This is a genomic window from Micromonospora zingiberis (assembly GCF_004331455.1).
Lineage (GTDB): Bacteria > Actinomycetota > Actinomycetes > Mycobacteriales > Micromonosporaceae > Micromonospora > Micromonospora zingiberis.
In genome coordinates, this window is sequence record NZ_SJJR01000002.1 from 302,466 (window position 1) to 318,247 (window position 15,782).

Annotated in this window: 14 protein-coding genes; 6 read left to right on the plus strand and 8 right to left on the minus strand. The window is 72.0% G+C overall.

Features of this window, described 5'->3' with window-relative positions; translation table 11 throughout:
* The first annotated feature begins 409 nt into the window (after nucleotides 1-409).
* Nucleotides 410-1,672 carry an amidohydrolase gene (locus tag E0H26_RS04415; RefSeq protein WP_131301065.1) on the plus strand — a complete coding sequence of 421 codons (1,263 nt, stop codon included), beginning with the start codon at nucleotides 410-412 and terminating at the stop codon, nucleotides 1,670-1,672.
* Here the strand turns inward: E0H26_RS04415 and E0H26_RS04420 are convergent.
* Complete coding sequence (locus E0H26_RS04420; RefSeq protein ID WP_131301067.1) at nucleotides 1,629-2,600, minus strand: DUF4349 domain-containing protein; 972 nt, start codon at nucleotides 2,598-2,600, stop codon at nucleotides 1,629-1,631. The genes E0H26_RS04415 and E0H26_RS04420 overlap by 44 nt on opposite strands.
* A 116-nt stretch (nucleotides 2,601-2,716) precedes the next feature.
* On the opposite strand from E0H26_RS04420, the gene E0H26_RS04425 reads away from it, so the two are divergent.
* From E0H26_RS04425 to E0H26_RS04435, 3 genes are read left to right on the plus strand one after another with little or no spacing between them, the layout of a single operon-like run.
* The gene (locus tag E0H26_RS04425) at nucleotides 2,717-3,349 is read left to right on the plus strand and encodes an MBL fold metallo-hydrolase (protein ID WP_131301070.1); all 633 of its coding nucleotides are present in this window, start codon (nucleotides 2,717-2,719) and stop codon (nucleotides 3,347-3,349) included.
* Between the two features lie 4 nt (nucleotides 3,350-3,353).
* Nucleotides 3,354-4,289: a hypothetical protein gene (locus E0H26_RS04430; RefSeq protein WP_131301072.1), complete on the plus strand. Its 936-nt coding sequence runs from the start codon at nucleotides 3,354-3,356 to the stop codon at nucleotides 4,287-4,289.
* Nucleotides 4,290-4,348: 59 nt separating this feature from the next.
* Entirely contained in the window at nucleotides 4,349-5,086 is a 738-nt protein-coding gene (locus E0H26_RS04435) for an SCO6745 family protein (RefSeq protein WP_131301074.1), read from the plus strand.
* A 142-nt stretch (nucleotides 5,087-5,228) separates the two neighbouring features.
* Here the strand turns inward: E0H26_RS04435 and E0H26_RS04440 are convergent, their stop codons facing one another.
* Nucleotides 5,229-5,684, minus strand: coding sequence for a gamma-glutamylcyclotransferase (locus E0H26_RS04440; RefSeq protein ID WP_131301076.1), 456 nt, complete (start codon nucleotides 5,682-5,684; stop codon nucleotides 5,229-5,231).
* Between the two features lie 106 nt (nucleotides 5,685-5,790).
* On the opposite strand from E0H26_RS04440, the gene E0H26_RS04445 reads away from it, so the two are divergent.
* Entirely contained in the window at nucleotides 5,791-7,194 is a 1,404-nt protein-coding gene (locus E0H26_RS04445; RefSeq protein ID WP_131301448.1) for an NAD(P)H-quinone dehydrogenase, read from the plus strand.
* Here E0H26_RS04445 and E0H26_RS04450 read toward each other — a convergent pair.
* From E0H26_RS04450 to E0H26_RS04475, 6 genes are all read right to left on the minus strand, one after another.
* Nucleotides 7,172-7,903 carry a DUF998 domain-containing protein gene (locus tag E0H26_RS04450; protein ID WP_131301078.1) on the minus strand — a complete coding sequence of 244 codons (732 nt, stop codon included), beginning with the start codon at nucleotides 7,901-7,903 and terminating at the stop codon, nucleotides 7,172-7,174. The two genes, E0H26_RS04445 and E0H26_RS04450, sit on opposite strands and share 23 nt — an antisense overlap.
* A gap of 477 nt (nucleotides 7,904-8,380) precedes the next feature.
* Entirely contained in the window at nucleotides 8,381-10,300 is a 1,920-nt protein-coding gene (locus E0H26_RS04455) for an ABC transporter ATP-binding protein (RefSeq protein ID WP_240742017.1), read from the minus strand.
* A 128-nt stretch (nucleotides 10,301-10,428) separates the two neighbouring features.
* Nucleotides 10,429-12,162: an ABC transporter ATP-binding protein gene (locus E0H26_RS04460; protein ID WP_131301080.1), complete on the minus strand. Its 1,734-nt coding sequence runs from the start codon at nucleotides 12,160-12,162 to the stop codon at nucleotides 10,429-10,431.
* A complete protein-coding gene (locus E0H26_RS04465; RefSeq protein ID WP_131301082.1) occupies nucleotides 12,156-12,623 on the minus strand; it encodes a MarR family winged helix-turn-helix transcriptional regulator in 468 nt (155 codons plus the stop codon). Before E0H26_RS04465 ends, E0H26_RS04460 begins: the two co-directional genes overlap by 7 nt.
* 54 nt (nucleotides 12,624-12,677) lie before the next feature.
* On the minus strand, nucleotides 12,678-14,117 hold the full coding sequence (locus E0H26_RS04470; protein WP_131301084.1) for a GuaB1 family IMP dehydrogenase-related protein: 1,440 nt from the start codon (nucleotides 14,115-14,117) through the stop codon (nucleotides 12,678-12,680).
* Nucleotides 14,118-14,176: 59 nt separating this feature from the next.
* On the minus strand, nucleotides 14,177-14,773 hold the full coding sequence (locus tag E0H26_RS04475) for a LysE/ArgO family amino acid transporter (protein WP_131301086.1): 597 nt from the start codon (nucleotides 14,771-14,773) through the stop codon (nucleotides 14,177-14,179).
* Between the two features lie 70 nt (nucleotides 14,774-14,843).
* Here E0H26_RS04475 and E0H26_RS04480 point away from each other — a divergent pair, with 70 nt between their 5' ends.
* Nucleotides 14,844-15,740, plus strand: coding sequence for a LysR family transcriptional regulator ArgP (locus E0H26_RS04480; RefSeq protein WP_131301088.1), 897 nt, complete (start codon nucleotides 14,844-14,846; stop codon nucleotides 15,738-15,740).
* The last annotated feature ends 42 nt before the right edge of the window (nucleotides 15,741-15,782 follow it).

Genomic DNA, 15,782 nt, shown 5'->3' on the forward strand with positions numbered 1-15,782 from the left:
CTCTGCGCGGTCTGCGGGCGCGATCTGGAACGCACACGGTGTCCGGTCGCGGGGTGGCCACCCGTGTGAACGTCCACGGTGCGCCCGTCGCCGGGTGTGGTCGGGTAATTGTCGTACGGTCAGTTGATCGAGCGACTAATGCGACAATTCGGAAACGGCGACGATGGTTCGCCGGACGATTTCCGGATCGTAGGCCCGATTACGCGTTGTAGGAGGTGAGGGGTGGATGACGGCGTTCAATGGCGATCTACCTGCTGTCTCGCTCCGCTACGGGCGCTCTCATCAGGGCAAATGTGACGCTGTGCGGTCTGACCATCACCGGAACGAGGTTGCGCAGAGTTACTATCGGCGGTCTACGCTGTCTGCTGTCCCCGATGATCCATCCATTTCTAGTGATCGAGAATTCGACGTGACGACTGCGTTGACGATGCCCACCGCCGAGCAGCTGGTGCCGTCCTGGCCCGAAGCGCCGCCGGCCGGCGGCCAACCCCTGCCCTCCGAGCTGGACCACCTGCTCGCCCTGCGGGTGCCGGGCCTGATCGCCACCCGCCGTCACATTCACTCGCACCCCGAACTGTCCGGCGAGGAGTTCGAGACCGCCGCGCTGATCGCCCGGGAACTCTCCCTGGCCGGGCTCAACCCGCGCATGTTGCCCAAGGGCAACGGGGTCATCTGCGACATCGACGGCCGCCCGAGCGGCCCGGTGATCGCGCTGCGCGCCGACATCGACGCGCTGCCGCTGACCGACGTCAAGGACGTGCCGTACCGCTCCACGGTGGACGGCGTCTGCCACGCCTGCGGTCACGACGTGCACACCACCGTCATGCTCGGCGTCGGCATGCTGCTCGCCCAGCTCGCCGACCTGGGTGAGCTGCCGGGCCGGGTCCGGTTGATCTTCCAGCCCGCCGAGGAGATCCTGCCCTGCGGCTCGCTGGAGGTGATCGAGGCCGGCGGTCTCGACGACGTGGTGCAGATCTTCGCGCTGCACTGCGACCCGAGCCTGCCGGTGGGGCGGGTCGGCCTGCGGGTCGGGCCGATCACCGCCGCCGCCGACAACGTCACCGTGCGGCTCACCGGGCCCGGTGGCCACACCGCCCGCCCGCACCTGACCGTCGACCTGGTCGACGCCCTCGGCCGGCTCATCACCGAGGTCCCCGCCCTGGTCAGCCGCCGGGTGCCGGCGAACAGCGGCTTGCTGCTGGTCTTCGGCCACGCCTCCGCCGGCACCCAGTACAACGTCATCCCCTCCGAGGCGTCCGCCTCCGGCACCCTGCGGGTGATGGACCGCGACGCCTGGGAGACCGCCCCGAAGATCGTTTCTCAGGTGGTCCGGGACGTCATCGCCCCGACCGGAGCCACGGTCAACGTCGAGTACCTGCGCGGCCGCCCGCCGGTCAGCAACGACGCCCAGGCCATCAGCGTGCTGACCGCGGCGACCATCGCCGCGCTCGGCCCGGAGGGTGTCGCGGAGACCCCGCAGAGCATGGGCGGCGAGGACTTCTCCTGGTACCTGGAGTACGTCCCCGGGGCGCTGGCCCGGCTCGGGGTCGGCCGTGCCGGGCCGAACGTGGACCTGCACCGGGCGTCGTTCGACGTGGACGAGCGGGCCATCCCGGCCGGCATCCGACTCATGGTGCAGACCGCGCTTCAGGCACTGGCGGCGCAGCGCTGACCGCGCCCGGCGCCGCCGCCAACCCGGGCGGTGGCGCAGCGCCCAGCGCCGGCTCCGTGGACCGGTTCCGGCGCCGCCGGTGCCACCACCAGAACAACCCCAGCGGTACGCCGAACACCAGCACCCACGGCAGGATCGCGCCGAGCACGGTGAACAGGACGGTCATCGAGGCCAGGAAGACCTTCCAGCCGCCGCTGAGCCCGACCAGGAAGCCGAGCTGACCCTCCTCCTGGGCGGTGCTCGCGTCCGGGCCGATCAGGGTGACGGTGATCGTGGACAGGGCGGTCAGGTCGGCCAGCCGCCGCTTCTTCGCCTCCAGCGAGGCGAGGTCGGCCTCCCGGCGCGCCAGTTCGTTCTCCAGGGTGATCAGATCGCCGATCGAGCTGGCCTGGGCGAGCAGTCGCCGGGCACTGTCCACCCGGGCCCGTTGGCTGGTGATCCGCGCGTCCAGGTCGATGGTCTCCTCGGTGACGTCCTGGGTGTCGATCTGCCGACGCTGCTGGCTGCCCAGCCGGGCGAGTTCCTCCACCACCGGGTAGAACCGGTCGGCCGGCACCCGTAGCTGCAATTCCGCGACCGCGTCGGCAGCGGCGCTACGGCGCTGGTCACCGCCGACGAAACCGCCGGCTCGGGTCGCGGCGGCGACGGCGTCCCGGGCCGCGGCCTCCACATCGTCCACCTTGACCTCAAGCGAGCCGGTGTAGACGATCGCCCGCTGGTCGACCCGGGTGTCCGTCGCCGTACCCGCGCCGCCCTGCGCCGGCTCACCGGCGGCATCGTTCTCGGCGAGGGCGGGCCCGGGGGCGCCACCCGCCTCGGAGGTGGCCGCCTGGTCGCTTCCGCTGCCGCTGCCGCATCCCGCCAGCATCAGCAGCGCGAGCAGTGCGCCCGCCGCCGCCGTCCGCCGCCGGGTCCTTCGCTGTCCCATCCCCGTTCCCCTTTCCTCGCCCCGCAGCGGGGTGATAGCTCGGACGTCCCGCGTCACCCCACGGGTTCCGGCAGACTGCGCTCAGGACGTCACGATTCGATATGGGAGGCATCACGATGCGGCTCACCAAGTACGCCCACTCGTGTTTGCGGATCGAGCACGACGGGGCGGTGCTGGTCGTCGATCCGGGAATGTTCAGCGAACCGGCCGTGGCGCTGGACGGCGCCGACGCCGTGCTGATCACCCACGAGCACCCCGACCACGTCGACGTCGAGGCGGTCAACCGGCAGTTGGCGCGGCGTGCCTTCGTCATCCACGGCCCGGCTTCGCTGGCCGGCACGCTGGGCGACGCCGCCGAGGCGCTGCGCCCGGTCGACCCCGGCGAGTCGTTCACCGCCGCCGGGATGGCGGTCCGCGCCTACGGCGGCCGGCACGCCGTGATCCACCCCGACATCCCGGTGGTGGACAACCTCGGTTACCTGTTCAACGACGTCGTCTACCACCCGGGCGACGCGCTCCACGTGCCGCAGGACGTGCCGGTCGACACCCTCTTCGCGCCGATCCACGCGCCCTGGTCGAAGTTCTCCGAGGTGGTCGACTTCATCCGCGCGGTGGCCCCGCGTCGGGTCTTCGCGCTGCACGACGCCCTGCTCAACGCGAATGGCTACGCCGTGCTCGACCGGCAGTACACGGCGTTGTCGGGCAGCGAGTACCGACGGCTGGAGCCGGGCAGCCGGATCGACGGCTGAGCCGATGACCGAACCGGCGCCTGACCTCGTCGAGCAGCTCTACCGGACGCCGCCGGACCGGTTCGTCGCCGCCCGGGACGCCGCCGTGGCCGAGGCACGCCGTGCCGGCGACCCACGCCGGGCTCGGGAGATCGCCCGGTTGCGTCGGCCCACCGTCGCCGCCTGGCTGGTCAACCTGCTCGCGTGGGACCGGCCCGAACTGGTGGCCGACCTGGTGCAACTGGCCGACGCCCTGCGCGTCGCCCAGCGCGAGTTGCGCGGCCCGCGCCTGCGCGAGCTGTCCGCACAACGGCGGGCCGTGGTCGGGGCGCTCGTCGCCGAGGTACGCCGGCTGGCCGCCGGAGTCGAGGGGGCGCCGTCGGCCGGGAAGCTGCCGCTGGCCGAGGTCGAGGCGACCCTGAACGCCGCCCTGTCCGACGTGCGGGTCGCCGAGCAGGTACGCGCCGGACGGCTGCTGCGGTCCGCCCACTACGCCGGGTTCGGCGAGGTGCCCCGGCCGCAACTGCGCCTGGTGACCGGCGGAGAGGAACCACCGCCCGCCGTACCGACCCGGGAACAGCCGGGTCAGCGCGGCGCGCTGCGCGCCGAACAGGCCCAGCGAGCGGCCAGTGCCGAGCGGGAGCGCCGCCGCCGTGCCCTCGCCAAGGAGCTGACGCGGGCCCGTACCGACCAGGAACAGGCCGAGAACGAGCTGGCGGACGCGGCGGCGGCCGAACGGGACGGTGCCGCCGCGCTGGACGCGATCGAAACGGAGCTGGCCGAACTGGAGCGCCGACGGGCCGTCGCCGAGCAGGAACTCAGCCGGGCCCGGCTGGCCCGCCGGGCGGCGGAACGGGCCGCCGGCGCCGCCCGACGCCGCACCGGCGAGGTCGAAGCGGCGGTCGAAGCGTTGGACGCCGAGGAGGAGGATGCCGGCGCGGGCGGCGGCGGGGCAGACTGATCCTCCATGGACGGACCTTCGGTCGGATCCCGCACCGGCGGCCCCTCGGAGGGCCGGTGATGACTCCGGAACAGGTGGCCGCAGCCAGCAAGCCGGCGGTGCTGGTACTCGGTGAGGCGTACAACCGGTGCCCCACCACTCTGCGTCGGGCCCGGCTGCTCGGCATCTCGGGTTGGGCCTTCTACGTCACCGGGCGGGCCGGCGCCCTCGGCGACGTACGGGCCGAGACGGTGGCTGCCGCGCTCGGTTTCATCGCCCCCGACGCGGTGGCCGACGGCTGGGACGCCGCGGCACGCACCGTACGGCCGCTGGAGGTGGCCACCGCCAGCCTGGCCGAGTGCTGCCGCTGGGGCGACGACCAACTGGCCGAGCTGCCTCACCTCGATCGGCTCGTCGAGCTGGTGGAGCGGTCCGTCGCGGCGGCCGACGCCAGCGCGATGCCGTTGTTCGCGGCCTGGCGGGCCATGCCGTCGCTCGCCGCGACGCAGGGCGCTCGGCTGGCCGCCGGGCTGCGCCTGCTGCGGGAGCACTTCACCGGCGCGCACCTGGTGGCGGTACGCGCCAGCGGGATGACCCCGCTGGAGGCGGTGCTGGCCGGGCCGGAGGGGGAGAGCGGCGCACTCGCCTGCGGGTGGCCGCCGCCGTACCCGCCGATCGGTCCGCTGGTGCGGCGACGGCTCTGGGCCGAAGCGGTTACCAACCGCCTCGTGGCGCCCGCGTTCGCGGCGCTCGGCCCGGCCGGCGGTGCCGAACTGGTGGAGCTGCTCGCCGCGACCCGGGCCCGGATCGAGGGCTGACCGGGCGGATCGACCTGGATCGTGCCCGGTCGGGCGGCGGTGGGGTGGAAACCGGTCTGATCCGTGACGGATCACCCGGGTTCCGGGGTCGGCGCCCGGCGCGATGGGGCCCGGTAGCAGACTGAGGGGCGTGGGAGACGCGCTACGCCGACGCGGTGCCGGTAGGGCGGGACCGCAGTTCGATGACGTAGTCGTCCGGCGCGCCCGCCTTCTCGGCGGCGTTCGCGATCTCGGACACGTACCACGAGGTGGGCAGCCCGCCCTCGTAGCCGTCGAAGACGTAGACCCAGGCCGTCACGTCGCCGTCCAGCGTCGACACCCGGACGGTCAGCTTCCGGTACGTGCCGGAGGTGACGCCCTCGATCTCGTCGAGTTGGGCCGCGTCGTACGGGTGGATGTCGTAGAGCGCCACGAACACGCGGTCGCCGGGCGACTCGACGACCGTGCTGACCGCGCCCTCCCAGCCGATGACGTCCTCGCCGGCGAAGGTGAGCCGCCAGCCCTCCAGCCAGCCGATGCCCACCATCGGCGAATGCGGGCAGTAGGCGCGCATCCGAGCGGGGTCCAGGTTCGAGCCGTAGGCGGCGTAATGACGCACGGCGATGACGATAGCCCGGCCGACGCCCGGGGGAGAATACGACGGTGCGTGTCGGGCGTGCCGGGGAGAAGAAAGTCACTGTGAGCATGGACGAGGGGCGGTCGTGGTGAGCCGGATCGTGATCATCGGCGGAGGGCCGGCGGGCTACGAGGCGGCACTGGTGGCAGCCCAGCTGGACGCCGACGTCACCGTCGTGGAGGCCGAAGGTGCCGGCGGCGCCTGCGTACTGTCCGACTGCGTACCGTCGAAGACGTTCATCGCCAGCTCCGAGGTGGTGACCGGGTACCGCGACACCGAGGTCTTCGGGGTGCACTCCGATGGCCTGGAAGCGGTCACCGTCGACGCCCAGGCGGTCCACGAGCGGGTCAAGCGACTCGCCCTGGCACAGTCCGCCGACATCCACGCCAAGCTGGTCAAGGCCGGGGTCACCTTCGTCTCCGGGCGGGCCAGGCTGGGCGAGGACACGCTGGGTCACACGCACCGGGTGATCGTCACGCCGGACGGCGAGGAGGCCGCGTACGCCATCGGCGCGTCGACGGTGCTGGTCGCCACCGGTGCCACCCCCCGGCAGCTACCCACCGCCGTGCCCGACGGCGAGCGCATCCTGACCTGGCGGCAGGTGTACGACCTGCCCGAGCTGCCGGACCACCTGATCGTGGTCGGTTCCGGGGTGACCGGCGCCGAGTTCGCCAGCGCCTACCTGGCCATGGGGGTCGAGGTGACCCTGGTCTCCAGCCGCGACCGGGTGATGCCGCACGAGGACGCCGACGCGGCGCAGGCGATCGAGCGGGTGTTCCGGGCCCGGGGCATGAGCATCCTGAACAACTCCCGCGCCGAGGGCGTACGCCGCACCGACGACGGCGTCGAGGTCGAGCTATCCGACGGCCACAAGGTGTACGGCTCGCACGCGTTGATCGCGGTCGGCTCGATTCCCAACACCGCCGAGCTGGGGCTGGCCGAGTACGGCGTCGAACTGGCCCGGGGCGGCTACGTGACGGTGGACCGGGTGTCCCGTACCAACGTGCCCGGCATCTACGCGGCCGGCGACTGCACCGGCGTGCTGCCGCTGGCCAGCGTCGCCGCCATGCAGGGTCGGATCGCCATGTGGCACGCGCTCGGTGAGGCGGTCCGGCCGCTGCGGCTGCGTACCGTCGCGGCGAACGTCTTCACCGACCCGGAACTGGCCACCGTCGGCGTCTCGCAGGACGAGGTGGACGCGGGCAAGGTGCCGGCCCGGCAGGTGATGCTGCCGCTGGACGGCAACGCCCGGGCGAAGATGGACGAGGTGGCCGACGGTTTCGTCAAGCTGTTCTGCCGCCCGGCCAGCGGCCAGGTGATCGGCGGCGTGGTGGTCGCCCCGAAGGCCAGCGAGCTGATCCTCCCCATCACCATGGCGGTGGAGAACAACCTCACGGTCAACGAGTTGGCGCAGACCATCACCATCTATCCCAGTCTCTCCGGCTCGGTCACCGAAGCCGCCCGCCAACTCATGCTCCACGAACTGGAGTGACCACCCGCCGCCGCTCGTCGGCCACGGCCTGCTGGCGGTCGACCGGTGCCGCTTCGTGGTCGTCGCCGGGCCGGATGACGCCCGGCCCGGTCCAGCGGGCGCGGATGGGCAGGGCGGCGGCGATGACGGCGAGGAGGGCGACCTCGGTGAGGATGAGGGCGCGCTCGATCAGGCCGTAGAGGGCGCGGTCGCCGGGGTAGGCGGACCAGACCTGGGCGGCGGCCAGCAGCAGGCTGGCCACGGTGAGGATGCGCAGCCAGTGTCGGGCGCGGGCGCCGGTGGGTAGTCGGGCGGCGAGGAGCCAGCCGGCGATCGGCAGGGCCAGGAAGGCCACCACCGAGGCGTACCGGTGCACGTAGGCGGCGGTGCCCATGTCGGTGCCGGGTGGGTTGGTCGGCACCAGACCGGCCAGCAGCAGCCCGCCGGCCCACGCGGCGAGCAGCAGTTGGGCCGCGCCCAGCCGGCCGGCACCCGACCGGGCGTCGGGCACACCGAGACGGCGCAGGGCCGGTACGAGGAGAGCGGACGCCACGGCCAGCGTCAGCATCGCCAGGTGGATGACTCCGCCGGAGTCGGAGACGGCATAGTCGCTGACGGTGAGGCTTACCGGGTCCAGGTCCCGTACGCCGAGGTGGCCGATGACGGCGAGCAGCGCGGCGAGAGCGATTCCGCCGAGGGCCAGTGCACCGTTGTTCCGGATTCCAGGCATGTCTCAGCCTGTCGCCAGACACACCCCAGGCGGATCCGGGGCGAGCACCGAAATCGGACCCCGGGTCGACCCCGACCGGTTATCCGGCATTACCCCCGGGTGCCGGGTCGGCCGGCTGACTCGGCGGGCGGTTCGCCGACCGGTTGCCGGAGTGAGTAGTTCGCTGCCCTCTGTCACTTCCCGTGGCGGACCGGACGGATACGTACCGACCCCGGACGATGTGTCCGGGGTCACCGAGGGCGGTCCGGTGCCGTCGTGACCAGCGGCATCCGTCGTCTGGCGACCGGGTGAACGGATTCGACCGGCGAATATCGAAGTCGATTACTGTGTGCTGGCGGTCGCCGGAATGTCTCTCGGCGGCGTACCGTTGTCGGCGCGCGGCCCGACAGCGCGTCAGGTCCCCCGTTCCTGACGTCCGGGCCGCCGCCGGGCCGCTGACAGGTCCCGTGTCAGCGGCCCGGCCACCAGAATCGGGCCTCACGCGGGCACGGCCACCTGGTCGTCGCCGCTGACCGCCTGCTGGAACTGCGACTGGTAGAGCCGGTGGTAGGCACCGCCCGCCGCGAGTAGTCCGGCGTGCGTGCCCTGCTCGACGATGCGGCCGTTCTCCATCATCAGGATCAGGTCGGCGTCGCGGATGGTGGAGAGCCGGTGCGCGATGACGAAGCTGGTCCGCTCCGACCGCAGAGCCGCCATCGCCCGCTGGAGCAGCACCTCCGTACGGGTGTCCACCGAACTGGTCGCCTCGTCGAGGATCAGCAGCGAAGGCTCGGCGAGGAAGGCTCGCGCGATGGTGATGAGCTGCTTCTCGCCCGCGCTGACGTTGCTGCCCTCCTCGTCGATCACCGTGTCGTAGCCGTCGGGCAGGCTGCGGACGAACCGGTCCACGAAGGTGGCCTGGGCGGCGGCGAGGATCTCCTCCTCGGTCGCGTCCGGCCGCCCGTAGGCGATGTTGTCCCGAATGGTGCCGCCGAACAGCCAGGTGTCCTGAAGGACCATGCCGATGCGGCCCCGCAGGTCGTCGCGGCGCAGGGTGGTGATGTCCACCCCGTCGAGCGTGATCCGACCGGCGTCCAGCTCGTAGAACCGCATGATCAGGTTGACCAGGGTGGTCTTGCCGGCACCGGTCGGCCCGACGATGGCCACGGTGTGCCCCGGCTCGGCGACCAGGGAGAGGTCGGAGATCAGCGGCTTGTCCGGGGCGTACCGGAACGAGACGTGCTCGAACTCGACCCGGCCGTGCGGGTCGGTCACCCGGGCCGGCGTCGCCGGATCCGATTCCTGCTCCTCGGCGTCGAGCACCGCGAAGACCCGCTCGGCCGAGGCCACCCCGGACTGGAGCAGGTTGGCCATCGAGGCGACCTGGGTGAGCGGCTGGGTGAACTGGCGGGAGTACTGGATGAACGCCTGCACGTCGCCGAGGCTCATCGAACCGGAGGCCACCCGCAGCCCGCCGACCACCGCGATCGCCACGTAGCTGAGGTTTCCGATGAAGAACATCGCCGGCATGATGATTCCGGAGATGAACTGCGCACCGAAGCTGGCCTGGAACAACTCCTCGTTCTTGGCGCGGAAGGCGGCCTCCACCTCCCGCTGCCGACCGAAGACCTTCACCAACTCGTGGCCGGTGAACGCCTCCTCGATCTGACCGTTCAGCTCGCCCGTGTGGGTCCACTGCGCGATGAACCTGCGCTGCGACCGCTTGGCGATCTGCCCGGTCACCAGCACCGACAGCGGCACCGCGACCAGCGCCACCAGGGCCAGCAGCGGGGAGATCCAGAACATCATGCCGAGTACGCCGACCACGGTGAGCAGCGAGGTCAGCAGTTGACTCAACGTCTGTTGGAGGCTCTGCGAGATGTTGTCGATGTCGTTGGTGACCCGGCTGAGCAGCTCACCGCGCGGCTGCCGGTCGAAGTACGGCAACGGCAGCCGGTTGAGCTTCTCCTCGACCTCGGCGCGCAGGTGGAACACGGTCCGCTGGACCACCCCGTTGAGCAGCCAGCCCTGCCACCACATCAGCACGCTGGCGGCCAGGTAGAGCAGCAACGCCAGCAGCAGCACCCGGCCCAGCGCGGTGAAGTCGATGCCCATGCCGGGCACCACGTCCATCCGGGCGAGCATGTCGGCGAAGTTCTCGTTGCCGGCCGCCCGGGCCGCCGCCACCGCCTGCTCGGCGCTGGTGCCCGCCGGAAGCTGCTGGCCGATCACCCCGCTGAAGATCAGGTCGGTGGCGTGCCCGAGCACCTTCGGCCCGATCACACTCAACCCGACGCTGACCACCGCCAGCGTGATGACCGCGGCCAGGTGCAGGCGGTGCGGACGCAGCCGGCCCAGCAGGCGACGGGCGCTCGGACCGAAGTTCATCGAGCGTTCCGCGGGCATGCCCGCACTCATCCAGGGCGGGCCGCCGCGCTGGCCGCCGGGAGGCAGCCGCTTCGGCGTACGCCCACCGGCGGCCGGCTGCTGCGCGGGGATGGCAGCGGCGGGCTGACGCTCGGCCCCCCGTTGAGCTGAGGTATCACTCATGCCGGCACCTCCGTCGTGCGTTGGGACGCCACGATCTCGGCGTACGTCGGGCAGGTCGTCAACAGGTCGTCGTGGCGGCCCATCCCGACCACCCGTCCGTCCTCCAGCACGATGATCTGATCGGCGTCGATGATCGTGGAGACGCGCTGCGCGACGATCACCACTGCCGCGTCGGCGGTCACCGCCCGCAGGGCCGCCCGCAGCCGCGCGTCGGTGCCGAGGTCGAGCGCGGAGAACGAGTCGTCGAAGAGGTAGATCTCCGGCTGGCGGACCAGCGCACGGGCGATTGCCAGCCGCTGCCGCTGCCCGCCGGAGACGTTCGTGCCGCCCTGCGTGATCGGCGCGTCCAGCCCTTCGGGCACGGCCTCGACGAAGTCCCGGGCCTGGGCGATCTCCAGCGCCGTCCAGAGTTCCTGGTCGGTGGCGTCCGGGTTGCCGTAGCGCAGGTTGCTCGCCACCGTGCCGGTGAACAGGTACGGCTTCTGCGGCACCAGCCCGATCCGGCGCCACAGTTGCTCCGGCGCCAACTGCCGGACGTCGACCCCGTCGACCAGCACGGCACCGGCGGTCACGTCGACCAGCCGGGGGATCAGCGAGAGCAGGGTGGTCTTGCCGGCACCAGTGCTGCCGATGATCGCCGTGGTGGTGCCCGGCGTCACCCGGAACGAGATGTCCCGCAGCACCGGCTCGGCGGCGCCCGGGTACTGGAAGCGCACGTCGCGCACTTCCAACTCGGCGCGGGTGGTCACCTCGACGACCGGATCCGGGGCGGGGACCACCGAGGAATCGGTGTCCAGCACCTCCCCGATCCGCTCGGCGCAGACCGCCGCGCGCGGCACCATCATCAGCATGAAGGTGGCCATCATGACGGCCATCAGGATCTGCATCAGGTATTGCAGGAAAGCCGTCAGCGCGCCGACCTGGATCGCCTCGTCGGCGACCCGCTGGGCACCGAACCAGAGCACCGCCACGCTGGAGACGTTGAGCACCAGCATCACCACGGGGAAGATCAACGCCATCAGCCGGCCGGTGCGCAGGGCGGTCGCGGTCAGGTCGGCGTTGGCGGTGCCGAAGCGTGCTGTCTCGTACGGCTCCCGAACGAACGCCCGGACCACCCGGATGCCGGTGATCTGCTCCCGCAGCACCCGGTTGACCGTGTCGATCCGGGTCTGCATGAGCCGGAAGCCCGGCACCATCCGCCGGATGATCAGGCCCAGCGCGATCGCCAGCACCGGTACGCAGACCAGCATCAGCCAGGAGAGCCCGACGTCCTCGCGCAGCGCCATCACCACGCCGCCGACGCTCATGATCGGGGCGGCGACCAGCATGGTGCAGCTCATCAGGACGAGCATCTGCACCTGCTGCACGTCGTTGGTGTTGCGGGTGATCAGCGACGGGGCGCCGAAGCGGGCGACCTCCCGGGCGGAGAAGCTGTTGACGTGCCCGAACAACTCGGCCCGCAGGTCCCGGCCGAAGCCCATGGCGATGCGGGCGCCCAGGTAGACCGCCGCGATCGAGCAGACGATCTGCACCACGCTGACCGCGAGCATCCACCCACCGGTACGCACGATGTAGTCGGTGTCGCCCCGGGCCACCCCGAGGTCGATGATGTCGGCGTTGAGGCTCGGCAGGTAGAGCGAGGCCATCGTGCCGACGAACTGGAGCAGCACCACCGCGCTCAGGGGCCGCTGGTACGGGCGCAGGTTTTCCCGCAGTAACCGGATCAGCATGTCGGTCCTCCCGTGGTGGCCCCGGGTCCCTCGTCGTTGCCGATCACTTCGAGTAGGAACTGCCGGATCACGGCGGCCTTCGCCGGATCGGCGTCGACCGAGGTGAGTGGGCGCCGGGCCCGGATCATGGCGGTGAGGGCCGCCACCCGGTCCCGGCCGGCCGGGGTCAGGGTGAGTTTGACGCTGCGCCGGTCGCTGCCGTCGCGGCGCCGTTCCACCAGGCCGTCGCGTTCCAGCGTGTCGACGATGCCGGTGAGGGTGGCGGGGCGGACGAAGCACAGCTCGGCCACCGCCCGGTGCGGCAGCTCACCGTGCTCGGCCAGGGCCATCAGGGCGACCATCCCGGCCTGGGTGAGGTTGTGCTCGTCGGCGAGGTAGCGGTTCCAGCGCTGGCCGGTGAGGTGCCCGGCGACCACCAGCAGCCGGCCGAGCGGCACGTCCCCGAGTTGGAACAGTCTCATGGGCAAGACATTAGCGCCCTGATAGTCAGGGCCCAAACTATTTTTGCCCCGGCTTCACCAGCTGGTCGGCAGCGGCATCCCCTCGGTGTAACCGGCGGTGCTCTGCACCCCGACCAGCGCCCGCTCGTGGAACTCGGGCAGCGTACGGGCACCGGCATAGGTGAACGCGCTGCGTACCCCGGAGATGATCTCGTCGATCAGATCCTCCACCCCCGGGCGGGCCGGATCCAGGTACATCCGGGCCGACGAGATGCCCTCCTCGAAGATCGCCTTCCGGGCCCGGTCGTACGGGCTGTCCTCCCCGGTACGCGCGCTCACCGCCCGCGCCGAGGCCATCCCGAAGCTCTCCTTGTACCGCCGGCCGTCCTCGTCGGTGTACAGGTCACCGGGCGACTCGTAGGTGCCGGCGAACCAGGAACCGATCATGACGTTCGACGCCCCGGCGGCCAGCGCCAGCGCCACGTCCCGGGGATGCCGCACCCCGCCGTCGGCCCAGACGTGCCGGCCCAGCGCGCGTGCGGCGCTCGCGCAGTCGAGCACCGCCGAGAACTGCGGCCGACCCACCCCGGTCATCATCCGGGTGGTACACATCGCACCCGGTCCGACGCCGACCTTGACGATGTCCGCACCCGCCTCGACCAGATCGCGTACGCCGTCGGCGGTGACCACGTTGCCGGCCGCCACCGGCACGGCCGGATCGAGCCGCCGCACGGTCCGCAGCGCCGAGATCATCCGTTCCTGGTGGCCGTGCGCGGTGTCCACCACCAGGGTGTCCACCCCGGCGGCCAGCAGCGCCGCCGCCTTGCCCGCCACATCACCGTTGATCCCCACCGCCGCCGCGATCCGCAGCCGGTCCTGGTCGTCCACCGCCGGCTTGTACAGCGTCGCCCGCAGCGCGCCCTGCCGGGTCAGCACCCCGACCAGTCGCCCCTCGCCGTCGACCACCGGGGCCAACCGCCGCCGCCCGGCGGAGAGCCGGTCGAAGCCGGTACGCGGGTCCGCGCCCGCCGGCACGGTGTGCAGCTCGGTCGACATCACGTGTTGCAGTTGGGCGAAACGGTCCACGCCGACGGTGTCCGCCTCGGTCACCACCCCCATCGGCCGGCCCGCCTCGTCGACCACGATCACCGCTGCGTACGCCCGCTTCGGCAACAGGTGGATCGCGTCGCCGACGGTGTCCGTCGGGCCGAGCGCGATCGCCGTCTCGTGCACCAGGTGCCGCTGCTTGACCCAGCCGACGACCTCGGCCACCACGTCGATCGGGATGTCCTGCGGGATCACCACGATGCCGCCCCGACGGGCCACCGTCTCGGCCATCCGTCGGCCGGCGACCGCCGTCATGTTGGCCACGACCAGGGGGATCGTGGTGCCCGTACCGTCTCCGGTGGCCAGGTCGACATCGAGCCGCGACCCCACCTCCGAGCGGGCCGGGGCCATGAAGACATCGTTGTAGGTCAGGTCGTACGCCGGGGTCACACCGTTGAGGAACCGCACCCGGCCATCATTCCTGCCGGTGGCCCGTCGCGCCGCCGGTGGTAAGCGAAAACACCCGCTCAGCCCAGCACCAGCGCCGCCGCCACCACGACCATCACCACCGCGATCAGGCCGTCGAGGACCTGCCAGACGCGGGTACGCGCGAGCAGCGGGGCGAGCCGGTAGGCGCCGGCGCCGAGCGCGGTGAACCAGCACACGCTGGCCAGCGCGGCGCCGACGCCGAACCACCAGCGGTGCTGGTGCTGCTGGGCGATGCCACCGAGCAGCAGCACGGTGTCCAGGTACACGTGCGGGTTGAGGTAGGTGAAGGCCAGGCAGGCCGCCAGCGTCGCGCCGAGCCGGGCCGGTGGCCGCTGCGCGGGGGTGAGGGCGCCGGGGCGTAGCGCGCGGCGGGCGGCGAGGACCGCGTACCCGAGCAGGAAGGCCGCGCCGCCCCAGCGGATCGCGGTGAGCAGATCGGGTCGGGCGGCCACCACCGACCCGACCCCGGCGATCCCGACGCCGATCAGCAGGGCGTCCGACAACGCGCAGGTCAGCACCACCGGCACCAGGTGTTCGCGGCGTAGGCCCTGGCGGAGCACGAAGGCGTTCTGCGCGCCGATGGCGACGATCAGGGCGATGGACAACGAGAAGCCAGCAACGGCCGAGGTGAGCACGGGGTCGACGGTAGGAGGGCGCCGATGACCAGTCCAGCTAAAGATTCTTCAGGAGGCTAAGCTCAGCTTCATGGACGGCCTGGACTCCACCCAGCTCCGTACCCTCGCGGCGGTGGTCAGCGAGGGCAGCTTCGAGGCGGCGGCCCGCCTGCTGCACGTCACCCCGTCGGCGGTCAGCCAACGGATCAAAGCCCTGGAGGAGACCGTCGGGCAGGTGCTCGTACGCCGCCAGCGGCCCTGCGACGCCACCGAGGCCGGCCGGCCGCTGCTCCGCCTCGCCGGTCAACTCTCGCTGCTCGAACGCGAGGCGCTGGCCGACGCGCGCGGCCCACTCGGCGGCGACCCCGGCCGTACCCGGGTCGCCGTCGTGGTCAACGCCGACTCGCTCGCCACCTGGTTCCCGGCGGCCCTGGCCCGGCTGCCCGAGCAGCCGGAACTCTCCTTCGACATCCGCCAGGACGACCAGGACCACACCGCCGAGCTGCTGCGCGACGGCGTGGTGACGGCCGCGGTGACCGCGCAACGCGAGGCGGTGCAGGGCTGTCGGGTGCGGCGGCTCGGCGCGATGCGATACCGCGCCCTGGCCGCGCCGCCGATGGTCGACCGGTGGTTCGCCGACGGCCTGACCCCGGAGGCGGCCGCTGCCGCGCCGGTGATGGTCTTCGACCGCAAGGACCAGATCCAACACCGCTTCCTGCGTACGCTCACCGGACGCACCCTCGACCCGCCCGTGCACTACGTACCGTCGGTGCCGGCGTTCAACGAGTCGATCCGGCTCGGCCTCGGCTGGGGACTGGTGGCCGAGCAGATCGCCGACGCCGACCTGGCCGCCGGTCGCTGCGTGGACATCGCCCCCGGCCGGGTGCTGGACGTCCCGCTCTACTGGCAGCACTGGCGGCTCGACTCCCAGGTGCTGACCGCCCTCACCGCCGCCGTCAGCGCCGTCGCCACCGAGTCACTCCGCTGAGACCGGCCGTGCGGTCGACGCCAGCCGCGCACCGCCGCCCGC